This is a genomic window from Paenibacillus massiliensis subsp. panacisoli DSM 21345 (assembly GCF_000426545.1).
Lineage (GTDB): Bacteria > Bacillota > Bacilli > Paenibacillales > Paenibacillaceae > Paenibacillus > Paenibacillus panacisoli.
This window is the reverse complement of the sequence record NZ_KE384534.1, coordinates 338,833-364,042: the sequence shown is the minus strand read 5'-3', so window position 1 is coordinate 364,042 and position 25,210 is coordinate 338,833. Positions and strand designations below refer to the sequence as shown.

26 protein-coding genes and 1 pseudogene are annotated in these 25,210 nt (G+C 50.0%); 5 read left to right on the top strand and 22 right to left on the bottom strand.

All coding sequences use genetic code 11. The features are described from left to right. The first annotated feature begins 534 nt into the window (after positions 1–534). Positions 535–882, top strand: a complete 348-nt coding sequence (locus tag K331_RS0124140) for a helix-turn-helix domain-containing protein (RefSeq protein ID WP_028592257.1) — start codon at positions 535–537, stop codon at positions 880–882. Between the two features lie 76 nt (positions 883–958). Here the strand turns inward: K331_RS0124140 and K331_RS32850 are convergent, their stop codons facing one another. The 5 genes from K331_RS32850 to K331_RS0124120 form a co-directional block, all read right to left on the bottom strand. Beyond that, positions 959–1,042 (bottom strand): topoisomerase DNA-binding C4 zinc finger domain-containing protein, encoded by an 84-nt coding sequence (locus K331_RS32850; RefSeq protein ID WP_169718396.1) that lies wholly within the window; start codon positions 1,040–1,042, stop codon positions 959–961. Then, a complete protein-coding gene (locus K331_RS33175; RefSeq protein WP_028592256.1) occupies positions 1,036–1,308 on the bottom strand; it encodes a restriction endonuclease in 273 nt (90 codons plus the stop codon). The genes K331_RS32850 and K331_RS33175 overlap by 7 nt, the downstream gene beginning before the upstream one ends. A gap of 5 nt (positions 1,309–1,313) precedes the next feature. After that, positions 1,314–1,514, bottom strand: a complete 201-nt coding sequence (locus K331_RS33170; protein ID WP_028592255.1) for a restriction endonuclease — start codon at positions 1,512–1,514, stop codon at positions 1,314–1,316. Positions 1,515–1,563: 49 nt separating this feature from the next. After that, positions 1,564–1,917 (bottom strand): hypothetical protein, encoded by a 354-nt coding sequence (locus K331_RS0124125; protein ID WP_028592254.1) that lies wholly within the window; start codon positions 1,915–1,917, stop codon positions 1,564–1,566. Positions 1,918–2,334: 417 nt separating this feature from the next. Continuing rightward, on the bottom strand, positions 2,335–2,988 hold the full coding sequence (locus tag K331_RS0124120; RefSeq protein ID WP_028592253.1) for a GntR family transcriptional regulator: 654 nt from the start codon (positions 2,986–2,988) through the stop codon (positions 2,335–2,337). Positions 2,989–3,158: 170 nt separating this feature from the next. On the opposite strand from K331_RS0124120, the gene uxuA reads away from it, so the two are divergent. Further along, positions 3,159–4,235, top strand: coding sequence for a mannonate dehydratase (gene uxuA / locus K331_RS0124115; RefSeq protein ID WP_028592252.1), 1,077 nt, complete (start codon positions 3,159–3,161; stop codon positions 4,233–4,235). Continuing rightward, positions 4,236–5,852 (top strand): mannitol dehydrogenase family protein, encoded by a 1,617-nt coding sequence (locus tag K331_RS0124110; protein ID WP_028592251.1) that lies wholly within the window; start codon positions 4,236–4,238, stop codon positions 5,850–5,852. Between the two features lie 445 nt (positions 5,853–6,297). Here K331_RS0124110 and K331_RS0124105 read toward each other — a convergent pair whose 3' ends face one another. The 9 genes and pseudogenes from K331_RS0124105 to K331_RS0124065 form a co-directional block, all read right to left on the bottom strand. Continuing rightward, positions 6,298–7,725 (bottom strand): NAD(P)-dependent malic enzyme, encoded by a 1,428-nt coding sequence (locus K331_RS0124105; RefSeq protein WP_028592250.1) that lies wholly within the window; start codon positions 7,723–7,725, stop codon positions 6,298–6,300. A gap of 251 nt (positions 7,726–7,976) precedes the next feature. Further along, positions 7,977–9,257: pseudogene (locus K331_RS0124100) on the bottom strand (2-hydroxycarboxylate transporter family protein); the annotation flags it as partial. A gap of 304 nt (positions 9,258–9,561) precedes the next feature. Then, on the bottom strand, positions 9,562–10,269 hold the full coding sequence (locus K331_RS0124095) for a response regulator (protein ID WP_028592248.1): 708 nt from the start codon (positions 10,267–10,269) through the stop codon (positions 9,562–9,564). Continuing rightward, positions 10,266–11,864: a DcuS/MalK family sensor histidine kinase gene (gene dcuS / locus K331_RS0124090; RefSeq protein ID WP_028592247.1), complete on the bottom strand. Its 1,599-nt coding sequence runs from the start codon at positions 11,862–11,864 to the stop codon at positions 10,266–10,268. Before dcuS ends, K331_RS0124095 begins: the two co-directional genes overlap by 4 nt. Before the next feature lie 185 nt (positions 11,865–12,049). Continuing rightward, on the bottom strand, positions 12,050–13,192 hold the full coding sequence (locus tag K331_RS0124085; protein ID WP_051290001.1) for a Gfo/Idh/MocA family protein: 1,143 nt from the start codon (positions 13,190–13,192) through the stop codon (positions 12,050–12,052). A 22-nt stretch (positions 13,193–13,214) separates the two neighbouring features. Next, complete coding sequence (locus tag K331_RS0124080) at positions 13,215–13,949, bottom strand: ThuA domain-containing protein (protein ID WP_028592245.1); 735 nt, start codon at positions 13,947–13,949, stop codon at positions 13,215–13,217. Between the two features lie 199 nt (positions 13,950–14,148). Continuing rightward, positions 14,149–15,315, bottom strand: coding sequence for a Gfo/Idh/MocA family protein (locus K331_RS0124075; protein ID WP_028592244.1), 1,167 nt, complete (start codon positions 15,313–15,315; stop codon positions 14,149–14,151). A 331-nt stretch (positions 15,316–15,646) separates the two neighbouring features. Beyond that, positions 15,647–15,955, bottom strand: a complete 309-nt coding sequence (locus K331_RS0124070; RefSeq protein ID WP_018885777.1) for a hypothetical protein — start codon at positions 15,953–15,955, stop codon at positions 15,647–15,649. 161 nt (positions 15,956–16,116) lie between these two features. After that, entirely contained in the window at positions 16,117–16,395 is a 279-nt protein-coding gene (locus tag K331_RS0124065) for an SMI1/KNR4 family protein (protein ID WP_028592243.1), read from the bottom strand. Between the two features lie 91 nt (positions 16,396–16,486). Between K331_RS0124065 and K331_RS0124060 the strand changes: the two genes are divergently transcribed. Next, positions 16,487–17,818: a phosphodiester glycosidase family protein gene (locus tag K331_RS0124060; RefSeq protein ID WP_226383682.1), complete on the top strand. Its 1,332-nt coding sequence runs from the start codon at positions 16,487–16,489 to the stop codon at positions 17,816–17,818. Between the two features lie 386 nt (positions 17,819–18,204). On the opposite strand, the gene K331_RS0124055 is transcribed toward K331_RS0124060, so the two are convergent. From K331_RS0124055 to K331_RS0124030, 6 genes are all read right to left on the bottom strand, one after another. Further along, positions 18,205–18,642 (bottom strand): NUDIX hydrolase, encoded by a 438-nt coding sequence (locus K331_RS0124055; RefSeq protein ID WP_018885780.1) that lies wholly within the window; start codon positions 18,640–18,642, stop codon positions 18,205–18,207. After that, positions 18,639–19,100: a DUF523 domain-containing protein gene (locus K331_RS0124050; RefSeq protein WP_028592241.1), complete on the bottom strand. Its 462-nt coding sequence runs from the start codon at positions 19,098–19,100 to the stop codon at positions 18,639–18,641. Before K331_RS0124050 ends, K331_RS0124055 begins: the two co-directional genes overlap by 4 nt. 260 nt (positions 19,101–19,360) lie before the next feature. Further along, the gene (locus K331_RS0124045; protein WP_028592240.1) at positions 19,361–20,245 is read right to left on the bottom strand and encodes a TIGR01777 family oxidoreductase; all 885 of its coding nucleotides are present in this window, start codon (positions 20,243–20,245) and stop codon (positions 19,361–19,363) included. Between the two features lie 48 nt (positions 20,246–20,293). Beyond that, the gene (locus tag K331_RS31170) at positions 20,294–20,980 is read right to left on the bottom strand and encodes a hypothetical protein (RefSeq protein ID WP_051290000.1); all 687 of its coding nucleotides are present in this window, start codon (positions 20,978–20,980) and stop codon (positions 20,294–20,296) included. 184 nt (positions 20,981–21,164) lie between these two features. Next, positions 21,165–21,911 carry a type I methionyl aminopeptidase gene (gene map / locus K331_RS0124035; protein ID WP_028592239.1) on the bottom strand — a complete coding sequence of 249 codons (747 nt, stop codon included), beginning with the start codon at positions 21,909–21,911 and terminating at the stop codon, positions 21,165–21,167. A 248-nt stretch (positions 21,912–22,159) separates the two neighbouring features. Further along, positions 22,160–23,152, bottom strand: a complete 993-nt coding sequence (locus tag K331_RS0124030) for an iron-hydroxamate ABC transporter substrate-binding protein (RefSeq protein WP_084165555.1) — start codon at positions 23,150–23,152, stop codon at positions 22,160–22,162. A 242-nt stretch (positions 23,153–23,394) separates the two neighbouring features. On the opposite strand from K331_RS0124030, the gene K331_RS0124025 reads away from it, so the two are divergent. Then, complete coding sequence (locus K331_RS0124025) at positions 23,395–23,775, top strand: hypothetical protein (RefSeq protein WP_028592237.1); 381 nt, start codon at positions 23,395–23,397, stop codon at positions 23,773–23,775. A gap of 122 nt (positions 23,776–23,897) precedes the next feature. On the opposite strand, the gene K331_RS0124020 is transcribed toward K331_RS0124025, so the two are convergent. Next, positions 23,898–24,764 carry an SDR family oxidoreductase gene (locus K331_RS0124020; protein ID WP_028592236.1) on the bottom strand — a complete coding sequence of 289 codons (867 nt, stop codon included), beginning with the start codon at positions 24,762–24,764 and terminating at the stop codon, positions 23,898–23,900. Between the two features lie 32 nt (positions 24,765–24,796). Next, complete coding sequence (locus tag K331_RS0124015) at positions 24,797–25,150, bottom strand: hypothetical protein (protein WP_028592235.1); 354 nt, start codon at positions 25,148–25,150, stop codon at positions 24,797–24,799. Positions 25,151–25,210: the final 60 nt, after the last annotated feature.

Here is a 25,210-nt window from a genome sequence, read left to right as displayed (position 1 = left end):
TTGTTATATCTAATTCCCTACTTGAATCGGAGCATACATGAACAAGACGAAAGATCTCTTCCATAGTGAAAAGATAAGGAACATCAAGACTTCGATTCTCCTGAATATATATAGCACCAAGAACCGAATGGAGCGCTCTGTGACAAAGAATAAGACTCATATCAGGTTGATTATGATTGTTCATGATTACAGCAAGTCTTACGTGATAGTCCGCGAGCTTCAGATAGTCTAAAATGTGCTCCTAAAACAGATTAGTGTTCTGAATAGAAGCACTATAACTATTATCGCTTTCTTCTTTTACCAGGAACAGATATTGTGTCTGACTAGGATCGTAAAAACAATGATCTTCAAATATAACGGCTTGTTCATTCATTGTTACTCCTCCAGCTCTCACATGTATATTTTTCTAGCGTATAGAGAAAACTATACCATAAATATAACTATATAGTAGTTTTATTTCAAATAAACTTACTATCTATTAGTTAAAGACTTTGCCTCGATTCACTACACTTCTAAATAAGAGGGGTGTACATAATGTCTGAGCTTTTAGAGTTAGTTGGTGCTCGAATCAGAGATTTACGAAAAACCAAAGATCTCTCACAAGAATCTTTGGCTGAGAAGGCTGGATTTAATCCGAGTTATATTGGATTCATTGAACGAGCCGAACGTAATATTTCACTGAAAAATTTGGAAAAAATCGCACACGCCTTAGATGTCGGCGTAAATGAGCTTTTTACATATGTACAAGAAAATGCAGAGTTATCTAATGAGGACGAGAATATGAAGCGTATGGTCACACTATTAAGGACACGTGAGCCTGAGGAGATTGCGATGGCGCTTAGTGTTATTACGGAGATATTTAGAACCTATGATCGAAAGTAAAGTAGGGAATTCTCATAATAAATAGAGAAGCGAAGCAACTATATAGCGTTGTTGCCTGCTCCTCTATTTATTTTAGTCACATCGCCTTTGTTTTCCGACAATTCGGAAAATTACTGCAGCCCCAGAAGGCTACTCCTGCTTTATTCTTCCTCTTCACCATTTAAGCGCCACAGCTACATTTGATGCCATTCTGCGCTTTGAAGTAGCCTGCTCTTTTGCTACAGGAATCGTTTTAATCTTCTTATTGGAAGGTTTCCATTTTCCCCAGCTGCGCAGCTTGCTATCTACTACCCCACCATGCCAGCAATCAACCTTGAATTGCTCTGCTTCTTTTCTGGCGTCGGTCGTAAAATCGGACGTTGTTATAAGAAGGGATAGGATGCAATCATGATTCCGTTTGGCACCGACAAGCTCACGCACCGTCATCACATTTACCTTATTATGGTCAGCATAGCATTTTGCCTGTACGGCTGTTTTTCCCCACGCTTATCTGTAATGACTAGATCAACCCCGCCATCCCTGCCTCCAACCCCAACTTCTTTGACCGTGTACCCCTGATCTCTGAAATATAGCGCCAGAAGCCGTTCGAATTCAGCACCTGTTATTTTGTCTAGAGGTAATGTCAGAATCACTTCGTTAGGCCTACATGTAGGTATCTTGCATCCTATTCTCCTTGAGACTTTAATTCTTCTTCATACTTTTAGCAACGCGAAGCAACGTCTTTTCATTCTCATCAAAAAAATCCCTATCAACTGTAACAGCAAAATGATATTCAATATCCTCCTCTGAGACCCAGAACATCTCCATTCTTACCATCTCTTGCTCATAACCAACCAGCAAGTCTGCTATTACACCACTATCCAATTTTAATCTCTGATATTTTATAGATTGAGAGCTTGCAGAACTATCAATCTCTTCCAAATAGTGATTTGCATACACCCGGATATCTATGTCTGGATTACCTACATACAGCAATTTACCATCTCCGTTGTCCGCCTCTTCACCAGCAGTCCAGTCAGCAGGGTACTCAAGCATTATTCCTCCCCTTACTCCAGCACACACCACTTCGCTGTTAAATATGCAATCTGTGTTTCAACACATGCGGCACATGGCAATACCAAGATGTTAACCCCCGCATTTCACATGTGACTACAGACAGAGTTGGATTCTAATAGAAAGCTGGCCATATGCGAAAATTATTCCTTGGATGTACCTCAATCCTATCGGCTGTCGTGACAATAGCCCTCAATCAACTTGTATACAAGATTGGAAACTCAGACTATTATTTGAACACCCGCTAATATCAATCACAAGGCTACTCCCACTCCACTTGTGTTAGGTTAGAACTGTTCTCCCCTACCCAACTCTCCCTCTCGAATCTTGCCTACGCATGGTAGTCTCTCAGCCTCATTTCATACATGTTCACATACACATACGCTGCACACCCAAATTCTATTTCTTAATATAATCCGCGAACTGGCGCAGAAAATCTAACGAACGGATATCCTCGCGAAGATGATGGTGAACGAGATCATCTATGCGGGAGGTATCCTTATTCACCATGCACTCCAGCATAGTCTGGTGCTCATGCCAGATGTCCATCAGCTTGCCCGACTCCAGCATATGCAGCTTGCGATATCGGATATAGTGAACGTTCGCCTGCTGAATCAGCTGCCACAGATATTCCCGGCCCGCGATCTGGAACATGGTCTGATGGAACTCATCATCCAGCTGCAGAAATGCATCCGTTGCATCTGCTTCCTCAATCACAGCACGCTGTTGATCCAGAATGCGACTCAGCCTCTGAGTATCGCTTAATGAGAGCTGTGTGGACAGCTCCTTCATGATTTCTTTTTCCAATGCGCTTCTCAAGTAGATCATGTGCTCTACGGACTCAAGATCTATAAAGGAGACGATATTCCCCTTCTTGGGATAAATGTCAATATAGGACTCGAGCGCAAGCTGCTTTAGCACGTCGCGCAGTGGTGTTCTCGACAGCTGGAAGCGCTCAGACAAGGTCGTCTCGCTGATCAGCGTCCCCGGCTTCAGGGCCAGAGCTAGGATATCATTCTTGAGCATCTGCTTGATTTCTTCCTTCGTGAACATATCATTCCTGCCTTCACTGTATGAATTCTTTTATTATAGAGTATTTTGCAGAGATGGCTCTCTCGAAATATCATTGACAAGAACAATTCCTATCATATATGATCGACTCGATCTTGTATACAAGATGAATGCTGCATATGTAATCCACTACAATCAGGGAGGGTATCGTTATGAATATGACCTGGAGATGGTACGGGGAAGGCAATGACAACATTACACTGGATCATGTCCGGCAGATTCCGGGCGTGATGGGCATTGTCTGGTCTTTGCATGATAAGGTAGCCGGTGAAGTATGGGAAATGGAGCGCATCCAGGAGGTAGCGGATCAGATCACGAGCAAGGGCTTCAGCACGGCGGTCGTTGAGAGTGTGAACGTCCATGATGATATCAAGATCGGCCTACCCTCCCGCGACCAGTACATTGATATTTATATAGATACCATCCGCAAGCTTGCCACAGTCGGCGTCAAAGTCATCTGCTATAACTTCATGCCTGTCTTCGACTGGACTAGAACAGAGCTGTATAAGGAGCTTCCTGACGGTTCGAACGCCCTCTTTTATGAAAAGGCTGCCATTACGGATAATCCTCGCCAAATGGTCGATCGCATCCTTAAGGGAGCCGGGAAGTTCACCATGCCAGGCTGGGAGCCAGAGCGGCTTGCCAAGCTCGATGAGCTGTTTGCAGCTTATGCAGATGTCGATGAAGACAAGCTGTTTGAGAATCTGAAGTATTTTCTGGAGCGAATCATCCCGGTATGCGAGGAAGTGGACATTAAGATGGCCATTCATCCTGACGACCCGGCATGGCCTATCTTCGGCTTGCCGCGAATCGTCCGTAGTCGGGAGACCATACAGCGGATTCTGGATGCGGTAGACAGTCCGTATAACGGCCTGACCTTCTGCACAGGCTCGCTCGGGACCAATCCTGAGAATGATCTGCCCGCGATGATTCGGGAATTCCACGAGCGTATTCATTTTGCACATATCCGTAATGTAAAAGTATTCGAAAATGGCGATTTCATCGAAGTCTCTCATCGCGGACAGGATGGCAGCGTCGATGTGCCGGAAGTGGTCAGAGCCTATCATGAGAGCGGATATCAGGGATATGTGCGCCCGGATCACGGCAGACATCTATGGGGAGAAGAGCAGGACTGCCGACCAGGCTACGGCTTGTACGACCGTGCACTTGGCATCATGTACCTGCTAGGGGTCTGGGATAGTCTCTCGCAAGGCAAAGGAGTGAGCTGAATGCTTCAGCTAAGCCGGAAAGGCTTATTAGACCCAGTAGGCTGGCAAGCAGCAGACATTGAGCTGCCGACCTTCGATCTGGAGCTTGTTGCCCACAATACGAGGGTCCAGCCGCAATGGGTGCATTTCGGTGCAGGTAATATTTTTCGGGGACTGGTCGCAAATGCACAGCAACAGCTGATGAACAACATGCAAGCGGATACAGGAATTATTGCCGTAGAGACCTTTGACTTTGAAGTCATTGATAAGGGCTATAAGCCGTATGACAATCTTACGTTGCTGGTGCTGATGCGGGCGGATGGAAGATTTCAGAAGCGTGTGGTGGCAAGCATCGTCGAGGGGCTCGTAACAGAAGAGAGTCGCCCTGACGACTATCATCGCCTGATCGAAGTATTCGAGAAGCCGAGTCTGCAGATGGCCAGCTTCACCATTACAGAGAAGGGCTACGCCCTGACTGGACCTGGCGGCCAGTATCTGCCTGTCGTGGAACAGGATGTGGCGAAAGGACCTCAGCAGCCGCTGCATGTGATGAGCATTGCCACCTCCCTGGCATATCGGCGCTACCTGAAGGGGCAGTTCCCTATGACCTTCGTCAGCATGGATAATTGCTCGCATAACGGTGATTTGTTAAAGGCCAGTATGACCACCATTGCCAAAGAGTGGGCTGCCCGAGGTCTGGTGGAGGAAGGCTTCATGGACTATCTGGAGGATGAGGGGAACATCACGTTCCCCCTCACCATGATTGATAAAATTACTCCAAGGCCCTCCTTGGAGGTGCAGACTGCTCTGCAGAAGGTGGGCATAGCCGACATGGAGCTGATCGTCACCTCCAAGCATACGTATACTGCCCCCTTCGTTAATGCGGAGGTTAGTGAGTATCTGGTCATTGAAGACAAGTTCACGAACGGACGACCCGCTCTGGAGAAGGCGGGCATCATCTTCACGGATCGGAATACGGTGGATCAGGTAGAGACGATGAAGGTCACAACCTGTCTCAATCCGCTGCATACCGCTCTCGCTCTCTCCGGGTGTCTGCTCGGATATCAGCTTATTGCCGATACTATGAAGGACCCCATCTTGTGTCGTCTGGTCGAGACCATTGGCTACAAGGAAGGGCTGCCTGTTGTCGTTGACCCTGGCATTATTCATCCTACGACATTCATTGACGAGGTGCTGCAGGAACGCTTCGCTAATCCTTATATCCCGGATACACCGCAGCGGATTGCTACCGATACCTCACAGAAGATGAGCATTCGCTTCGGCAAAACATTACAATCCTATGTGGGTACAGCAGAACTCGATCCCGCAGATCTGACTGCAATCCCTTTGACCATTGCGCTCTGGTGCCGCTATTTGCTTGGAGTAGATGATCAAGGAGTCCCCTTCACGCTCAGTCCCGACCCACTAATAGATACGCTACAGGGATATATGCAGCATACGAAGCTGGGTGATCAGACCTCCGAGGTTCGCCGCCTGCTTGCGGATGAAAGGCTATTCGGCGTCCCACTATATGAGATTGGGCTGGGTGACAAAATTGAGACGATGTTCTACGAGATGCTCGCTGGCCCCGGTGCGGTGCGCAGTACGATCGAGAAGTATGTGTGCGGCAATGTGTAGCTGTTTTATTGTGGTATTTGTTTATTATGGTAATTCAAGTGAAATAAATCACAAATTTTAATTATTCACCTTGTAATTAGCCCCTTCATGCCAAAAGAACCTTCATCCCACTACAAAGTGGTTCGAAGGTTCTTTTACTCATCCGCTATTCTCCACAGCTTCTATGCTTCTATGCTTCTATGCTTCTATGCTTCTATGCTTCTATGCTTCTATGCTTCTATGCTTCTATTACATCTACTGTCTATGGCATTCTACTTGAACTTATTACACTTATTGCGTCCATTACGTATGCTGCGTGTATTGCAATTATTACGCCTATTGCGCCCATTCTATCTCTCTATATCTCCATATTTCTATATATCTATGGTATCTATTGCCTATACTCATCGCTTGCTTCTGTTGGCCTTCTTTTCTAATGCTTCCATGCTCCATGCCCGGTACTCTCTTAGTTCACCTGCTCCAGCACATTCCTGCGCGCGACGCCGCTATCTATAGCCGCCTTGGCTACAGCAAGCCGGATTCGCTCTACCACCCTTAGATCGAAGGCATCCGGGATAATGTAGTCCTCCCGCAGCTCAGAAGGCTCGATGACCGAAGAGATCGCCTCGGCTACAGCCAACTTCATCTCGTCGTTAATATCACTAGCCTCACAATCGAGCGCCCCACGGAAAATGCCAGGGAAGCACAGCACGTTATTAATCTGGTTCGGGTAATCCGAACGGCCAGTCGCCATGACTTTCACATAGGGAGCTGCCAACGCTGGATCAATCTCGGGCATCGGATTCGCCATTGCAAATACAATCGGATCAGCAGCCATGTTCTTGAGATCCTCGACGGTAAGTACATTCGGTGCGGATACGCCCACGAATACATCGGCTCCCTTGATGACCTCGGACAGCGCACCCTGCTCATTGTTCGGATTGGTCAGCTTAGCGAATTCACTCCAATGTGGCTTATCGTAATTCGTCGCACGGTTAATCGCGCCTTCCCGATCCACGCCAATCAGATTCACCGCCCCTGCTCGCAGGAGCATTTTGGAGACGGAGATTCCTGCTGCACCGATACCGTTCACGACGATCTTCGCTTCACCAATTGGCTTGTTGCACACCTTGAGTGCGTTCAGCAGACCTGCGAGCACGACGATTGCCGTACCATGCTGGTCATCATGGAAGACAGGAATGTCCAGCTCTGCTCTTAGACGAGCTTCAATCTCGAAGCAACGGGGCGAGGAGATATCCTCCAGGTTGATGCCACCGAACGTAGGGGCGATTGCCTTTACAATGGCAATAATCTCCTCTGTATTCTTCGTGTCGAGACAGATCGGCACAGCGTCCACACCAGCGAACTGCTTGAACAGGGCCGCTTTCCCTTCCATGACAGGCATGGCTGCGCGAGGCCCAATATCACCGAGGCCCAGCACGGCTGTACCGTCTGTGACGACAGCTACCGTATTTCGCTTCGTCGTTAATTGATATGCCTTGCCCTGGTCCTTCGCAATCGCCTGACATACCTTCGCCACACCAGGCGTGTATACCTTGGACAGGTCCTCTTTGTTGCGAATTGGATGCTTCAGTGTGGTCTCCAGCTTCCCACCATCATGCAGCTGCATAATCTCCAGTAATTGCTCAACTACATCCCCCCCACGCAGCTGGGAGACGGCTTTCTCGATCAGCACACGATCCTCGATATGCTCTACTTCGATTCGGACCTCCGCTTGCGCGAGATCTTCTTCCTTCGGGTCCTCCATGTGTGCGACGACTACGGTTCCATGATAACTCTCTACGATATGAACCAAGTCCGCCATATAGTTGCTTCCGCTTTCGTACTGTACTCGCAATGAGAATTGATGGGTATTATCCAATACCTGACTCATCTTAATCGCCTCCAAAATAATAACTACCTAAATAAACGGAATGACACTTGCACAGTTGGTACCTTGGTCGTTTAATAACCTAATCATTCAATCTCAACAATCATCTAATACAATACAAACAATCATTACGTACAAGCATTCATTTATTGTAAGCAATACGTTGTTATATGAATTATCCAAAATCTATTTACAACCTTTTCTCTCTTATGTTCCCTATACCTGTGACCGATACTTACTCTGTCGCGCAAGCCTTAGCCTCCCCAGACCGAAATCAGCAGGGTAGCTGCCACAATCGTGAGCGCTCCACCAATCCGTGTGGAGATCTGTGCGAACGGCATCAGCTCCATCCGACCCGAGGCCGAGAGAATGGCAACGTCGCCCGTGCCGCCTAATCCGCCACGACAGCCTGTGACGATCGCTGCTTCTACCGGGTACATACGAACCCATTTGCCGACAAAATAGCCTGTGATAATCATGGCCGCAATAATGGAAGCACAAGTAATGACGTAAGGTACGGAGAGGAGCGCTGCTACATCCTCCAGGGGAATGTACAGGATGCCCAGACCGACCATGAGCGGCCAGGTCAGCGTGCCGGATACGAATTTATACAGCTGATAAGCACCTTGCTCGATTTTGTAAGGCAGCAGCTTGCAGATTTTGAGCAGAGCCGCACCGAAGATCATCAGGATCGGACCTGGAATACCGACGAACGGGGACAACAGACTGCCCGTAATGAACAAGCTGCAAGCGAACAGCAGACCTGCTCCCATGAGCGGGAAATCAATTTTTTCCGAATCGTAGCTGCTACCGCCGAGCTTCTGACCGTTCTTCTCCTTCACCAGAACACCGTTGCCGGTAATGGCAGGATTTTTGTCCGCCATTTTCTTAAGCAGACCTGCACCGATAATAGCAAAGACATTGCCGATGACAGCCGCCGGAATCATCTGGGCCACGTAGCTGCCGGACTCCCCGCCAAGGATCTGTGAGAATGCGATGGATAACGGCAGGATACCTTCCCCTACACCGCCACCGATGATCGGTACGATGATATAGAAGAGCGTACGGTGCGCCGTATAGCCGAACATCATGCCCACACCCAGACCCACAAGGACCGCTGCGGCCGTACCTGCCATCATGGGGATGAAAATACGGATGAACCCGCTAATCAGCGTCTGACGATTCATCCCTGTAATGCTGCCCGCCACCAGGCAGGCGATGTAGAGGTACAGAAAGTTCGACGTCTTCATCAGGGTATGCACCGAATCCACGATGGGCGGATTCAAGACGTTCCAGAAGACCAGGAAGGACGGCACCATGAGGGACAGTATCGCTGGACCACCGATATTTTTCAGCAGAGGCAGGTTGAAGCCCAGATAGCTCAGCAGTACGCCCATAATCATAATAACTGCCAGACCACCGATCATATCATTGGGAAGCTGACCGAGAGCTGCGGCCGCGAAAATAATAATACCGAGCAGAATGTAAATAGGTAGTGGAATGACGCCAATCTTGAAGCCAAGCACTTTGGATAACGGACGGACATAAGACTCCGACGATACGCTTGCCTGCTTCGGTACTTCCGTGGAGCCTACCGAAGTCTCCATTGCTTTTTGCATGACGGGTGAACCTCCTTTAATGTTCTACAGCCCCATCATAGCGGTTTTGTAAGCGCTTTTGTTGTTATGTAAATAATCAATGAATTATTAAAGTTATTAAAGTAAACGTTATCAAAATGACTATTCCCTCTATTGTGTGACTATGGGATCATTGAATAACTTCTTTGTATAGCTGCTGTACCTTTAGTGTTCCGAGCAACTGCGAGATGTACAAGGGCTTTTACAAAAATTTGCTGATCCTCGTAGGACCCTCTGCGGTCACTCGGTATTTCTGTACGGGCCTTCCTACGGTTCCGTAGCTGAAATCCATCTCCAACACCCCCCTATCCTGCAGCTCCGCAAGATACTTGCCGGACGATACACGCGAGATTCCAGCGCTGCTGGCGATCTCCTCGCTAGTGAACCATTCGGAAGTCGTCGCCTCGATTGCTCTCCATACCGCTTGCAGCGTCTGCCGCGTGAAGCCCTTGGATAACGGGGCACTTCGGGTCGTGTCCTTGGCGACCTTCGTTAGAGAATCCAGTTCAGCTTGGGCGAGCGTATCTGAACCGGTGAACAGCATCGAACGCTCGCGATACTGCTCCAAAGCCGAACGCAGGCGGTTGAACTGGAACGGCTTGATCAGATAATCGACGGCACCGCCACGTAGCGCCTGGCGAATACTCTCCTTGTCACTGGCTGCCGAGATGACGATCACGTCGGCTGCCAGTGCCTGACCACGAATATCCGACAATAGCTCAAGCCCACTGCTTCCTTTCATGTAAATATCGAGTAGGATAAGATCATAAGACCTTGATTCCAGTAGCTCAAGTGCACGCTCGGCGGATTCCGCCCAATCCTCGGCCTGGAAGCCCTCAACCTGCTCCACATAGAATTTATTCATCTCTGCGACCATCGGGTCGTCCTCTACAATTAGCACTTTGATCATGGTTCCCCCTGTACCCTCGCTTTGTATGGAATCCTTACGTGAAATTCCGTTCCTGTTAATCTTGAGCTCTGACAGCTCAATCGACCGCCGAGCTTCTTGACGCTTCGCATCACCAGATACAAGCCAATACCTCTGTCCTGTCCCTTCGTTGAGAAGCCCTGCTCATACATCCGCTTGATGATATCCTCCGGAATGCCTGCCCCGTTATCACGGACGGTAACGACGAGTTCCTGATCCCGATGCACGAAGCCGACAGCAATCTCCTTGTCTTCTGGGCCACCTTCAGCCTCAAGCGCATTTTCCAATAGATTACCTACAATAGTCACCAGTTCACGTGAGGTCTCTTCATCAGCACATTCCGGCAGTATTCCATCGTCCATAATGATCATCTGAGCTCCCGTCTCACGTGCTCGGCTAAGCTTCCCTAGCAGGAACCCTGCCATAACTGGGTCCTTGACCTGTCTGACCAGCATTCCAGCCTCAGACTGAAAATGCTTGACGGTACCGTTAAGGTACTCCTCCAGACGATCATAACGGCGCATATGTGTGAGCCCGACCATGACATGAAGCTTGTTCATGAATTCATGCGTCTGTGCACGCAAGGCCTCCGCATATAAGGATACACCCGACAGTCGTTCCATGAGTATATCGATCTCGGTCTTGTCCCGGAAGGTTGCAAGAGCGCCCTCAATCCGGCCATGCACGGTGACAGGAACGACATTGACCAGCAAGGTCAGGCCTTCCTGCTCGATCTCCATATCATTCAAAGCCTGCCCGCTATCCAGTACCTGATCCATTCGTAAGAGTGGGCTGAGCTCACGAGAATTCTGTCCTTCTTCTACTCTGGCATCACCTACCAGCCGCTTGGCCTCCGCATTAATCAGCGTAACGGTCCCTGCAGAATCAACAGCAATGATCCCTTCCTTGGCGGACTGCAGCATTGCGCTTCGCTCCTCCAGCAGCTTCGCAATCTCATCAGGCTCCATTCCGAGCATCAGTCGCTTGAGTCTACGAGCCAGCAGTACAGCACCTGAGATCCCAAGAACAGCAGCAATCAGAAGTCCCAGATACATAATCCAGCGATTATGTGCAACCGCTGAATTGACAGCATCCATCGACAGCCCTACAGCCACAGCTCCAAGCAGCTCTCCATCTACAATGACGGGGGCAAAGGCCCTAACCGAAGGCCCCATACTTCCTTTTGCGATAGATATATGCTCCCTACCCTTCAACGCTTCAACCTCGTCCCCACCCATAAAGTGCTTGCCGATTCGCTCAGGCTCTGGGTGAGACAGTCTGATTCCTTCCCTATTCATGACCACAACAAATTGCACGCCGTTCAGTACACGAATCTCCTCGGCGAAGGGCTGTATCGCGTCAGCATCCCCTTGTCCCGACAGTACTTGCTGGACTGTAGGGGTCCTCGATACCGTACGGGCGATCGAAATGGCCTTCTCCTCCAGATCCTCCCGGGTTAGCTCGGTAATCTTCATGTTGAACATCACATAGACTGTCAGCAGCACCAGTGCCAATACAGAACAGACCATCAGCGTGATCGTTGTCTGCAGACGCAATCGTTGCCTACCATTTCTCACCAGCATTCATCCTTTGGCCATTACAATATCTTGCATCTTCCATCCTTAGCTTATAATGTAAGCATTGACTGTGCAATATTTATCATATTGCTCACATGATCAGGACACCCTGTTCTTTAGCATTCATACAGAAAAAAAACCCTGCAGGAGCTCCCTGCAAGGTTAGAACATTCCCTATGTTCTGTCTAATCCAACGTATACAGCTCTTGCTCCAGAGGCAGCGGTGCTGGTCGTGTACAGCTGCTCTCCATCTGGTAAAAGGACTGGCGATCCGAGGAGTAGTGGAATGCCCACATCGCCTCCAGCACATGGTATGCCAGCTCGCCGCTGGCCCGATGCGGACGTTTATTCAGCCAGGCAGCAGCCAGATCAGCCGGACCGATACCACGCGTATTCTCTGTGTACCCCTCTACTAGCGGTACCTCGCTCCATTCTCGTTCACCCCGTCTGCGATAACGGACAGGCCCGCCGAATGTATTCGGGTCCGGCACCTCCAGTGATCCTTCTGTACCGTAGATCTCAAGACGCGGCAGCGAGCTGCCCCCGAAGATGTCGAAGCTCGTAATCATGGTGCCGATGGCGCCGGACTCGAATTGCAGCAGCCCCGTTACATGTGTCGGGATCTCCACCGGAATCTTCTGCCCACGCTTCTTCTCGCTAGTAATGGTACGTTCTTCCAAGGCTGCGCCAGTCATCCCGGCAATACTCCGAATCGGGCCTAGCAGCTGTACCAGTGCTGTCAGGTAATACGGACCCATGTCGAACATCGGCCCGCCGCCTGCCGCATAATAGAATTCCGGGTCTGGATGCCAGCCCTCGTGGCCACCTGACATCATGAAGGCCGTGGCACCCACAGGACGCCCGATTGCACCGCTCTCAATCAGACGCAGCGCCGTCTGAATGCCTGCTCCCATGAACGTCTCTGGAGCACAGCCGACGAGAAGACCACGCGAACGGGCCAGGTCCAGTACTTGACGTCCTTCCTCCAACGACACGGCTAGCGGCTTCTCCACATAGACATGCTTCCCGGCCTCCAATGCCTTGAGATTAATCTCGGCATGCACGGCAGGAATTGTCAGATTAATGATCAGGTCGATCTCGGGGTCGGCCAGTAACTCGTCTGGGGAGTAGACCTTAGCAATGCCGTAACGCTCCGCCTGCTCCTTGGCTCGCTGCAGATCAAGGTCTGCACAAGCAGTCAGCTCCATAGAGCTGAATTTATTGCCATTTTCCATGTATATGCCACTGATCTTGCCACAGCCGATAATGCCAGCTCTCAGCTTGCTTCCGTTGCTATCATTACTTCTGCTACTTGCTTCGCTTCCCATAGCCCAGCACTCCTCCGCCTCGTTATTGGCTATCTCCCATGCCTGTATATGCGCCTGAAGCAGAGGCTCCGGACGACTTGCCTGCTTGTTGAGTCAGCTCCTTGCCCTCGGCTGCCCAAAGGAAGCCGCGCCGCATCAGTTCCTTGACCTGTGCAATCTCCACGATATCGGCATGATGCCCCAGGGAGTTGTAATAGACACGCCCGACGCCCCAGCGCTTCGTCCAGGCGACAGGCATATCAACAGCCTTATTCAGCCGGTGTGGTCCGTCCACCACGGGGAATCGTGTCGTAGCCAGCACCTCGACCGCAGGGTCCACATGCAGGTAATAGTGCTCTGACTGTACAGTGAAATCCTGTAATCCCGTCACCAGAGGACTTGAGCTCTGCTTGATCTCCACCGTGTAGAGCACGCCGTCATTCCCCGGATGAGCAACCCATTGCCCACCTGTCATGAACTGCCAATCTACATTTTTGCGAAATGCATCACACATCCCACCATGACAGCCTGCAAGTCCCGTACCGTGCTGTACGGCTACAGACACGTTGTTCACCAGCTCCTGCTCAATCTCCCCCATCGTCCAGACCGGTACGATTAGATCCAATCCCAGCAGCTTCTCTGCATCTGCAAAAGCCTCAAGCGTATCAGACACCTCAACCTCGAATTGCTCCTTACGCAGCATGCGGGCAAATATATTGGCCACCTTCTCCGGTTCGTGACCGTCCCAGCCTCCCCATACAATGAGCGCTTTCTTCATGAAGACCGCCTCCCTTGATCAATTCATTTCCTCGCCTCATGGGTAGTAGCAGCTTCTGCTGCTCGCCACAGGCATCCAAGATTACAACGACAGTAGACTCCTTGCGCATCCCACCATGCCTTCAGCATCGGGGCTGCTTCATTATCTAATACGTGTGATGATATGGAATGATGAGTAAGTGTGAATGATCAAGCTTCGATTACATATCAGCAATGCGTACCCAGCGCTTCTCCGCAGCCGACTTCTCGACCGCCTCCAGCACAGCCTGACACTTCACACCGTCCCGGAAGTTCGGCTCAGGCTGGCGCCCTTCGCGAATCGCTGAGGTCAGCTCCAGCATTTCATGAATGAAGGTATGCTCGAACCCGATCGTATGGCCTGGAGGCCACCAGCTACTGGCATATTCATGCGCAGGGTCCGTCGCCAGTACCCGCCGGAAGCCTTGTACATCCTCGTCATCCGAGGTAAAGTATACCTCCAGCTCATTCATCCGTTCAAAGTCAAATCGCACACTGCCGAGGCTCCCATTAATCTCGAACGCATTCGTTGATCGGTGTCCTGCGGCAAAGCGAGTCGCCTCGAAGCTACCGATGACACCGTTTTCAAATCGAGCCATGAACAATGTCGCATCATCGACTGTAACGGGCCCCCGAGGTGCATCCTTGCTCTGTCCAGCCTTGGCACTCAAGCCTGTCATCTCGCTAGCAAGCGGTCTTTCCTTCACGAAGGTCTCACTCATGCCTACGACCTCCTCAATATCCCCGACAAGATCATGGGCCAGATCAATCAGGTGTGCTCCGAGGTCACCGAGCGAGCCTGAGCCAGCTACATCCTTCTGTAACCGCCACACCAGCGGGAACTCCGGGTCCAGGATCCAGTCCTGCAGGAACCAGGCCCGAAAATGATACAGCTTGCCGAGCCTTCCACTCTGTATCAGCTTCTCGGCCAGCTTGACGGCAGGTGAGAACCGATAGTTGAACCCCACCATGTGCTTGATGCCTGCTTGCTCGGCTGCCTCCAGCATTTCCCGCGAATCCGCCAGATTCAGCGCAAGTGGCTTCTCACAGAAGATATGCTTGCCAGCCTTCGCCGCAGCCAGTGCAATCTCCTTGTGCGCGTCACTGGGCGCGTTGATGTCAATGACATCAATGTCATCCCGAGCAACTAGCTCTCTCCAATCGGTCACACTCTCGTCCCAGCCTAACTGACCTGCTGCCTGCTGCACAGCCATTGCATCCCGTCCGCAAATGACGGACATCCGTGGATGCACGGCCTCCGGGAAAAACATTGGCAGACTGCGATAAGCGTTGCTGTGCGCCTTTCCCATGAATTTGTACCCGATCATGCCGATTCTTAGTTGTTGCATAAGCAACCTCCTTGTCATCTGTGTATGATCTGCATAGCCTGAGATGTTAGTTCGAACTTGATGCTGGCGCTGCTCCCCTCGATGCACTCGGTCTTCGAGAACCTTATTACGCAGGAAGCATTATTATGGAAAATAAGACCTAATACAAACAATGTAAGTATATTCAAAAATCTCCTGATATACAAACGTTCTATAGTACGAAAAAACGGAGCGGGCCTCCTAGCCTACTCCTCATACGGGGAATGTCTCCCGAATGCTTCAGTTATCACCAACGCTGTATGCCACAGATGAATGATCTGACTAACGAGAGCGCCTTCAAAAAAAGAAAGGCCTAGCACTCATGATCCGTGCCCCTCGTTCCTTCCGTCCATTTACGCTTCAGTAACCATAGGCCATGAAGGATGGCATAGATAATCATGACATTCAGGAAATAACTGAGCAAATTAATACTCAAATTATGAATAAACCATTCGCTATCACTGGGGCGCAGCCGATATTCCGTCAAAAAGGTGAAGGGAAATCCGAATTCCGCACGAGCGGCCCCCTCTCTAGGAATTTTACCTGGGAACACAAATACAGTCAGCAGCGCGATCCACACCGACAGGTGAAATATTCTGGTATTCAGCACCCCTGCTGGCATTCGGCAGCCTCCTCTCTGCAATCTCTTGGCCTCATTCCAGTGTCAGGTCCAGCAATCTTTCCCATCGTAGCATGATTTGGTATAGTCTAGAACCTTCCTTTTTTGTCATAGCTCGCCCCAGATTGGCTTGTGTAAACAAGCTACTGCTGTATCATTTACTTCTATTCACAGCTACTCCGAGGTACGCTCTCCCCCGTGCTCCACCACCATACACGAGTGATCGGCCCCTCCTCGGGATGCTCCCACAGCTCATAATCCGCGAATTCTCGTAGTCTGTCCTCATCCGGTAGCTCCACCTGAAGCAGCCCGCGATAGGTGCCTGGACCGAAGGTCTGTATAAATTGGCTATACGAGTCAGGCAGTCTCAGTCCCTGCTCCGCTTCCCATGCTTGCAGCCACTCTTGTGACACGGCTTGTGTGATGTCTGATGCGATGTACATATGAATCTCTCCCTTTCGCTAACATTCAATTCTGGTCACTCTTACCCGATATTAAATAGAGATCTTTACTATATAAAAGGGGACTTTTGGAATGATGCAGCACTTTTTGAAGCAACGCAAGCGACTAGAACGACTAAAACAACTGAGAATATTCCAGCACTCGAAGCCTTCCCTACACCTGAACAAATCAGCGGAGCCTGCCCAAGTGGAAGGATCATGGCTACAGCGAAATGCCGCAACAACACAGAATGGGCCAATACGCAAAACAAGCCGCCTAGCCCTCTCACGACCCTTACGCATACTGACCGCTACCGTACTTGTACTAAGCTTGGCAGCCACTCCACTTTACGCAGCCGCCCCACCCAAAATGGTCGTCATTATGGATGATATGAACCGCTCCTACCTTCCGATTCGGCTCCTGAACGGGTTCGATGGAATGAGTATGAGCTATGATGCTTCCAGTAAGCAGATCCATATCACCAAGGGAGACAAAGAAATAATCCTTACGATAGGAAGTAAGACAGCCCTAGTAAATCAGGAGCGTGTTGCGCTGCCAAGTGCCCCATACACCGAGCAAGGGAATACATACGTACCTATACAGCTCATGAAGGAGCAGCTAGGACTTGCTATTACGTGGAATCAGGATACTTCCTCTGTCCGTATTCAATCCGGTGAGCACAAGACTACGCTGCCGTTCATCAAAGGTACGAGTGCGCTGTCTTCCTCCAAGCCTGTCGAGAGCTCCGCACGAACCTTCAAGGTTGGCTCACGCAGCTTCTCGACTCAGATCGTCACGGTATCACTGCTCCATCCGAAGGTTCAGCTCGATGTAGCTCTGGCAGGGAATACGGTCGGCAAGGTACAGGACCTCAAGCAGATTGCCAAAGCTAATCAAGCTGTGGTAGCAATTAACGGTACCTTTTTCGATGCCTACACCACTAGCTCCTTCAAGACCCCGTACGGCTATATTGTTAGCGGTGGCGAGGTGCTGAAGGCAAGCTCCGGAGACCGAAGAACGATCTTCATGTACGATAAGAATCACTTGGCTGAGCTGATTCCTGGTCTGGAATTCAACGAGCGCTTCAAGCAAGGAACCATGGAAGGCGCCCTGCAGGCGGGCCCCCGTCTTGTAACCAATGGTAAAGTATCCATCGACGTCACGAGAGAGGGCTTCAAGGACCCGAAAATACTGACAGGCGGTGGAGCCAGAAGCGCGCTGGGTATTACCAAGGATCACAAGCTTATTCTGTTGACAACCGGGGGAGCCACTATTCCGCAGCTCGCAGAGATTATGAAGCAAGCGGGTGCTTACCAAGCCATGAACCTGGATGGCGGAGCATCCAGCGGCCTGTATTACAACGGTAAGTACCTCACGACACCAGGTCGTCAGATTAGCAACGCGATCATTGTGACTACCAACTAGTTGTGACTATAAACTAATGTGGCTATTAACTAATTCTAATCATCAATTTAATCGTGAAAGAGCCACATCACAAGACACAGCATAAGCTCCTACATTAATAAGGGTAGTCCGAAATAAAGTAGCAGCATGGACAGTAACAGGAAAGTCTGAGGGGCGGGCTGACGCGGCAGTAGGACGTCGTGGGCGTGGTCATTACAGCACCAGGACAGTATACGCGACTAATATAGTGTAGATCGTAACAGAGCCGCTCATGTTGACCACGAGCGGCTCTGTTACTTATGTTCAGATTTTACCCAAGGCTATAGCTTGTCTACGTCTACTATGCTGACTTTCATCCTAGTTCCAGTCTACCTTCTTCATTTCCTGCCTTTTCAAATTCGAGCCGTCTAGCTCCAGCCTACACTCTCGAACCACAATTGCTCATGATTCTTGAGCAGAGCATTACGAATGTACGGAACCGTGTTCTCCGGCAGCTCGCTCAGTCGGAACCAGCGCAGCTCCCCGCACTTATGCGGCTCGCAGTTCACAATCTCTCCACTCCAGCTGTGGGCAATCAGGTAAAAGTCGATCCACTCACTGCGTGTGTTCTTACGATGGTAAACGCCAACAAGCTCTAGCTCCTCTGGTTCTATATGTACGCCTGCTTCTTCTCTCGCCTCCCGAATGGCAGCAGTCTTGACCTCTTCACCACCGTCAATCCGGCCTGCTACCACACTCCAGCTTCCATCTGCGAAGCCAGTATTTTGTCTTAACAATAACAAGACTTCATCAGGCGCACGGTAGAACAAGATATGAACTGCGCCGTAAAATACAGGTTCTCTCATACTTCCTCCAATTCCAGCCACGCCGTCTCTGACATGACCTCTATTCCTTCCTTAATAAGCAAGGCTGTTGTTACGCCACTGCCTGCAATCCGCTCGCTACTGAACAGTCCATTATAGATCTGCTTCGTTCCACAAGAGGGACTATACTCCTTAAGCACCACCAGCTTAGCTTCAAGCTCCTTGGCTATCTCCAGCGTCCTCATCGCCCCTTGAATGTACAGCTCGCTTACATCCGCTCCAGTCTTGTCCATTACCTTCGCTGTGCCGTTCAGCACATCCAGACCGCTGCCCCCAACAATCTCGGCCGGAGGCCTCGGTGTCGTAAAGCCGCCCAGCAGCTCTGGACAGACCGCAACGGCTTGCCCTGCCTGCACCAAGCGATTCAGCTGATCCTCCAGACAATCTGAACCGTTATACCGTACCTTGTGCCCCGCCAGACAAGCACTTACCAATATCACTTCCTCATCTCCCAACTAGGCAGGACGGGTCCAAGTACACACACTGCACCTAACCCTAACCTATACCTATACCTATACCTATACCTATACCTACTCCTTATACTTGTACTTGTACCTGTATCTCTATCTCTATCTGTACCTGTATCCAATTCCTGTTTCCATTCTAGCTCTATCCTTTACTATACTCTTGCTGTATTGTCATGCCAATACGTATCAGGCGGATATCGTTATACTTCATTCCCAGTATAGTTAGGCTGCTCTTACAGAATGTCCTCCAAGGTCTGCTTCAGCGTGGGATAGGTGAATGCAAACCCTGCTCGCTCCAATCGCTCAGGAATAACCCAACGGCTCTTGAGGATTAGCTCCGTCTCGGTTCCAATCAGACCAGCCCCCATTTCCAGAAGCCAGGCAGGAGCCGGCAATCCGATGGGTGTCCCCAGTGCAGAGCGTAATTCTCTCATCAATTGTGTGTTGGAGACAGGCTGCGGAGAAGCACAATTGAATACTCCATTCAATTGCTCATGATCTTGCAGGAACCGAACAATCCGATACAGATCCTCCACATGAATCCAGCTGAACATCTGCTTACCCGAGCCTTGCGGACCTCCCAGACCCCATTTCACCAAATTCCGGTAAGGTCCCATCACACCACCGTCTGGGCCCAGCACAATCGAGATTCGTAGCGCAATCTGCCGTGTACCAGGACAGTGGCATGAGAAGAAGGCATGCTCCCATGCCTTGGCTACCTCTACAGAGAAGCCGCTCCCCAACTCCCCATGCTCCTCCGTCATAGGCCGATCCTCTGCATGTCGATAGATTGTTGCTGTGCTCGAATTGATCCATACAGGCGGTGGATTCTCGCAGCCTGCTATCGCAGCGCCAAGCTTCTCTGTCGTCGTTGTCCGAGAATTGAGGATTTCTGCCTTGTTACGCTCATTATAGCGGCAGTTCACCGATCTGCCCGCCAGATTCACCAGTAGCTCTGCTCCCTCTAGCGCAGCGACTATTCCATTTGTGTCATCCCAGGAGATATGTCCTTCCTGTCGGGAGATGATCTGCACGGTATATCCCTGCTCTTGCCATCGCTGTGCAAAATACTGTCCAATGAAGCCTGTACCCCCGGCCAAGACAACCTTTCCATTCATGAGTAGCAGCCCCTTTTCCGAAAAAATATCAAGCCTACTATATCAAGCCTACTTATACTTCAGGTTCCAGTCCTTCGTCCATTCAGCAAATGTCATATCCGTCATCTCTTCCAACGTCTCGCCCTGAAGACTATATACAGAGCCGACATGTGGTTCATCATAATCTGGCCAGCTGTACCCGCCGATTACCTTAGCCTCCGACAGCATAATAGAGACGAATGTCTGATGTCTGCTATTACCCTTCATCTCATCCAGTGGATGATTGGTTACCGTGAAGACGACTGTGCGAATCTTTTGACCGATATAATCTAGGGGCTCCACCTTCAGTATGCTCCAATACTGCACGTAGGGAAGCTCGGTAAGCATAGGGCGTTCCAGCGTATACTCATAACCCATGTCTTCATAATCAACAACTGTATATCCTTGCTGCTGCACATAATGCTCTGCCTCCTGCAGCTCGGCCTTGGTCATCGTGGCGTTCCCACGATGTCGCTCAGCTTGCGGCTCATCAGCAGTGCAGCCTGCCAGCAAGCCCAAGACCAGCAAGCCCCATAAGATGCACACTGTATATTTGAACGACTTTATAGGTTTCATGGGCCTTGTAGGTTTGGTCATCATGGTCATACTGGGCTTCGTAGGCTTCATGGACTGTTTTATGGACTTGATGATCCTCATGGGCAGTATGGACCGCATGATGTACATGAACCGCGGAAAGCTTGTGAATCGATGCTTCATCAGCTTCACTCCTTTTCCTGTCATGCTCCAAGTGTAACATCTGCTGATTGCCTGTAGACGATAAAAAATGGGAATGCGCCCGGAAAATCAAAACAGCGACGATCAAGAACGGAAAACGAAGTTCTGGACTGCCGCTGTATTATTGAATTTACGTGCCTCGACAGCATGGACTCATTCGGATGCCCTATACTGCGGTCACAATCATTGGCTGATTCTTTGTAATGATAATCGTGTGCTCATGCTGTGCCACAAAGCTACTGTCGGGTACACATAATGTCCATCCGTCCGGTTGCTCATCCACATACCCTGCACCAGTGGATAAGAAGGGCTCAATGGTAATGACCATCCCCTCTTTCAAAGTCCTTTTATCATGCTTGTTATATACCGGCAAAATCTCTGTCGGGGCTTCATGCAGGGATTTTCCTACACCGTGGCTACATAGATTCTTAATGACATTATAGCCGCCTTTTTTAGCTTCACTTTCAATAATTCTGCCGATCTCATTCAACTTGACTCCATGCTTGAGCGATGAGATGACCTTCATCATCGTATCGTGTGTGTATTGACACAAACGCATTAATGTCGGGTTGTATGGAGCGATCGGAAAAGAATGGCCCGCATCCGCATAATAGCCTCCCAGTTCCGCAGAGACATCAATATTGACCAAGTCCCCCGGTTGAATGATTCGATTTCCCGGTATTCCGTGGGCAACCTCACGGTTAACACTAATACAAGTGTTGCCTGGGAAATTGTAGGTTGACTTGGGTGCTGGCACAGCCCCATGCTTCTCCAAGAACTGCCCCCCAATATCATCTAATTCCTTTGTAGTAATTCCGGGACGTGTGTGACTTTTCATTTCATTAATCGTCAATGCAACGATTCTGCCTATTTCCTTCAGACCATCAATATCTTTTTGTGATCCTATTGTCATAATAGCTCCTCCGCTTTTCAGATGGATTTATTATAACATATCACAGAACGGTCCATTACTGGGTCTACGAAAAGAACCGCTCACTACCTCCTTATCCAAGCAGCTAGGCCCGTAGAACTTCCACATAGAATGCGCAAAAAAAGACCGCTCTACGTAAGAACGGTCTTGTCTTTGAACAGTCTGTATCAACTAAAGAATGGTCATATGGTTATGCTTCCCGCAAAAGCAGAATTACTTAACTCGCCTATCTATTTGCGCTCCAGCAGGCAATCCAGTATGAATTCAAGCTGGGCTTCTAGCGACACTGGATCGTTGAACAGATCTCCCTTGCGGTTCGTTGTGAACACCATACCATTCTGCACGGCAGGGAGACTCTTCCACACACTGCTCTCATACACTGCTGATGGATCTGCATCATCACCACTCCAAGCGTTGGTGAAAATATAATCACCTGCATAATCCGGCAGCTTCTCCATCGATAAATCCGCCCAGCCCTGACCACTATCAATGGCTTCCTTCTGAATCAGCGGGGGTGCCTTCAGGTGAAATTCACCATACAATATATCTCCGCCACGGGCAAAGTTATGGCCGAAGGCATAGATTCCCTTGGCATAAGGCTGGAGAATTGATACCGTCTTACCACCGACAGCAGCCTCCACCTCTGGCTTCACCTCAGCGATCTTCTTGTCCCAGGAAGTGATCCAAGCTTCAGCCTCGGCTTCCTTGCCCGTGATTTTACCAAATTCACGCAGTTGCTCACGCAATGGCAGCTCGCCATACTTGATCGCCACAGTTGGGGCAATCTTCGAATAGTTCTCAATCACTGCTGCGTCAAGCCAGCCCGGCGCGATGATCAGATCCGGCTGCAGCTCCAGAATCTTCTCGAAGGACTGTCCGTCCCCCAGGTCAGCAACGCCGTCCAGCTTTCCTTCAAAATATGGATTCTCCAGTGCCTGCTGCTTCACGCCGATGGGCTTGATGCCCAGCACCAGTAGATGTCCAACATAGCTATCCGCCACCTCTACCACTCGCTGGGGATTGCGGGGAAGCTGAACCTCTCCATTCGAGGCCTGATAAGTAATCGTCTCGGATCGGCCACTCTCGCTGCCGCTTGCTGTTCCGCTTGTATCGCTTGAGCCTGTTGATGAAGATGTAGCTGCATTGCTGCATGCGGCCAACACACCAACGAGCATAAATGTTAACATGAGCATGGCCCATTTTCGAATTGAATGCACGTGCACAGTCATCTCCTGCCTTGTTAGATTGGTAATGAGTATCATTATCAACAGGATTATAGCAAGGATGTCACCGTCTGTCCACAAGCCTTTCCAATCATCAACCACTCTACTACAATATAAAAATAAGCCAATGAGCCGTTGTGTCCCAAAGTTACTGATGCGGATACAGTTACGGATGCTGAGCCTGAACAGCTGAGCGTGAACATACGACTTTAGACAAGCTCATTTTGTAAGGAGGAAAACCTATGGGCTGGGAATATGGAATCAAGCTTCCACAAGTCGATGCCGACACAATTATAGACAGCAATCAACTTGTAGACAACAATCAACATGAGCAGCTAATTGAACGGATCTATGAAGAGCTAAGAGCAGAATTTCATGCTGCCTACCGAATAACCTACGAGCATGGGGAGATTATCTTATGGAATGATGACTATCCTGAGTGGCCTCATGTCTTGAATATACAGATTGATCACCCTAGCACACCGCTGGACATCGTCGCTGCCGGAGAAGCATACATTCTGTTGCTCTTCCATACTGGAGGCAAGCAAGCACGCGAGCTCAAGCTACAGCTGGAGCATATTGTGGCCCGCTACGCCCCAGCAGCCATCTGGTGGGAGCTGTAATGCACTGAATTGCTACCTCTTGTTCTGCAACTAGGGCTATGGAGTGGCATAGATGTGGTGCATATCCTCGTAAGCGAATCCCTCCGTGTCGCCAAGATCATACGACATAGTACGAGGATACCTTAACGTAAAGCTCTGGCAATGATCAGCTCCAGCCACTTCCAGGGTAAAATAGCTTTTGCCCAGCGCATCAATCCGGCCCCTTGGCCCACCGCATAACGAAGACGAGGGGATCGTTTGGAGACAATCCGTGCAATCAGGTCCGCAACCTGCTGTGGATCAGGCGCTGTCTTCGCAGCTTGCCTAGAGTAGCTCAGCACGGCATTTAACCTGTCCCGGTAAGGTGAGTCTTGGGCCATGCGGATTCGTCCCAGCCCCTTGTTCCAGATCGCCGTACGGAATGCTCCAGGCTGCACGAGGACGACCTTTACCCCATAAGGTGCCATCTCATGACGGAGACTCTCACTATAACCCTCGACGGCGAACTTGGAGGCTGCATAGGGCCCGTAACCTGGGAATCCCATCAGTCCGCTCACACTGCTGACGTTGATGATGGAGCCGCTGCCACGCCGTCTCATATGCGGCAGTACCTCTCTTGTCATCGCTACAAGGCCGAAGAAATTCGTCTCCATCTGCTCCCGCCAATCGGTGAGCGTCAATTCCTCCACATAGCCGCCCAAGGCGAAGCCTGCATTATTTATTAGCACATCAATCTGTCCAAAGCGCCCAAGCACCTCGGCTACTGCCTGCTGAATGGTCTCGCTATCGGTCACATCCAATGGAAGAAGATGTATTCGATCGGCAACTCCTTTTTCCCGTGCCAGAGTCATCAGTTCCCCCGCTCTAGCCGTATTTCGCATCGTCGCAGCTACCTGATAGCCAATACTGGCCAACCTGACGGCAGTCAGCAGCCCAAAGCCACTGGACGTACCTGTAATCAAAGCGACTGACCTATGCTTAGGTGCACCCGAGCTCATTTGTGAATCCAATTACCTCATCCTCCTTGATGAACGCTGCCACTCTAGTGGCAGTAATACAGCACCACGATGATGCCTCCAGCGTCACGCTCCCACAGCTCGACAAAGTAACAGTAGCCGTTCGGGAACTCCGTCAGATCAGCCTCATCGGACAAGCAGATATGGTGCTTATAGGCTGTATCCCACTTTGAAGTAACCTCTTGAAAAGACGTATGCTCCAGCTGTACGACATCATTCGTCTGATAACTGCAGATGAATATGTCCTGCGCCTCTTCCTGTTGCAACATGCGCTCAAGCTCTTCCATGCTCGCAAGCGGCCTTCCGGTTCGTGAGATAATGGCGTCGCCATCATAGATTGCCTGCTGCTGCTTGTCTATGATATACCTTGTTCTCGCCACTTCCTCTCCACCCTCCAATAGTCTTAGTATTCAATCGCATTATGGTTTAGATGATGTGCA

What these genes read in the sequence shown, in the direction of transcription:
- uxuA (WP_028592252.1), top strand. Translation starts at nt 3,159, where the DNA reads ATGAATATGACCTGGAGATGGTACGGGGAAGGCAATGACAACATTACA.
- K331_RS0124065 (WP_028592243.1), bottom strand. Translation starts at nt 16,395, where the DNA reads ATGTACATCGCATCAGACATCACACAAGCCGTGTCACAAGAGTGGCTG.
- K331_RS0124075 (WP_028592244.1), bottom strand. Translation starts at nt 15,315, where the DNA reads ATGCAACAACTAAGAATCGGCATGATCGGGTACAAATTCATGGGAAAG.
- K331_RS0124095 (WP_028592248.1), bottom strand. Translation starts at nt 10,269, where the DNA reads ATGATCAAAGTGCTAATTGTAGAGGACGACCCGATGGTCGCAGAGATG.
- K331_RS0124110 (WP_028592251.1), top strand. Translation starts at nt 4,236, where the DNA reads ATGCTTCAGCTAAGCCGGAAAGGCTTATTAGACCCAGTAGGCTGGCAA.
- K331_RS0124140 (WP_028592257.1), top strand. Translation starts at nt 535, where the DNA reads ATGTCTGAGCTTTTAGAGTTAGTTGGTGCTCGAATCAGAGATTTACGA.
- K331_RS32850 (WP_169718396.1), bottom strand. Translation starts at nt 1,042, where the DNA reads ATGGTGAAGAGGAAGAATAAAGCAGGAGTAGCCTTCTGGGGCTGCAGT.
- K331_RS31170 (WP_051290000.1), bottom strand. Translation starts at nt 20,980, where the DNA reads ATGAAGCATCGATTCACAAGCTTTCCGCGGTTCATGTACATCATGCGG.
- K331_RS33175 (WP_028592256.1), bottom strand. Translation starts at nt 1,308, where the DNA reads ATGACGGTGCGTGAGCTTGTCGGTGCCAAACGGAATCATGATTGCATC.
- K331_RS0124060 (WP_226383682.1), top strand. Translation starts at nt 16,487, where the DNA reads ATGATGCAGCACTTTTTGAAGCAACGCAAGCGACTAGAACGACTAAAA.
- K331_RS0124120 (WP_028592253.1), bottom strand. Translation starts at nt 2,988, where the DNA reads ATGTTCACGAAGGAAGAAATCAAGCAGATGCTCAAGAATGATATCCTA.
- K331_RS0124025 (WP_028592237.1), top strand. Translation starts at nt 23,395, where the DNA reads ATGGGCTGGGAATATGGAATCAAGCTTCCACAAGTCGATGCCGACACA.
- K331_RS0124085 (WP_051290001.1), bottom strand. Translation starts at nt 13,192, where the DNA reads ATGGGAAGCGAAGCAAGTAGCAGAAGTAATGATAGCAACGGAAGCAAG.
- K331_RS0124125 (WP_028592254.1), bottom strand. Translation starts at nt 1,917, where the DNA reads ATGCTTGAGTACCCTGCTGACTGGACTGCTGGTGAAGAGGCGGACAAC.
- K331_RS0124055 (WP_018885780.1), bottom strand. Translation starts at nt 18,642, where the DNA reads ATGAGAGAACCTGTATTTTACGGCGCAGTTCATATCTTGTTCTACCGT.
- map (WP_028592239.1), bottom strand. Translation starts at nt 21,911, where the DNA reads ATGACAATAGGATCACAAAAAGATATTGATGGTCTGAAGGAAATAGGC.
- K331_RS0124045 (WP_028592240.1), bottom strand. Translation starts at nt 20,245, where the DNA reads ATGAATGGAAAGGTTGTCTTGGCCGGGGGTACAGGCTTCATTGGACAG.
- K331_RS0124105 (WP_028592250.1), bottom strand. Translation starts at nt 7,725, where the DNA reads ATGAGTCAGGTATTGGATAATACCCATCAATTCTCATTGCGAGTACAG.
- K331_RS0124070 (WP_018885777.1), bottom strand. Translation starts at nt 15,955, where the DNA reads ATGCCAGCAGGGGTGCTGAATACCAGAATATTTCACCTGTCGGTGTGG.
- K331_RS0124080 (WP_028592245.1), bottom strand. Translation starts at nt 13,949, where the DNA reads ATGAAGAAAGCGCTCATTGTATGGGGAGGCTGGGACGGTCACGAACCG.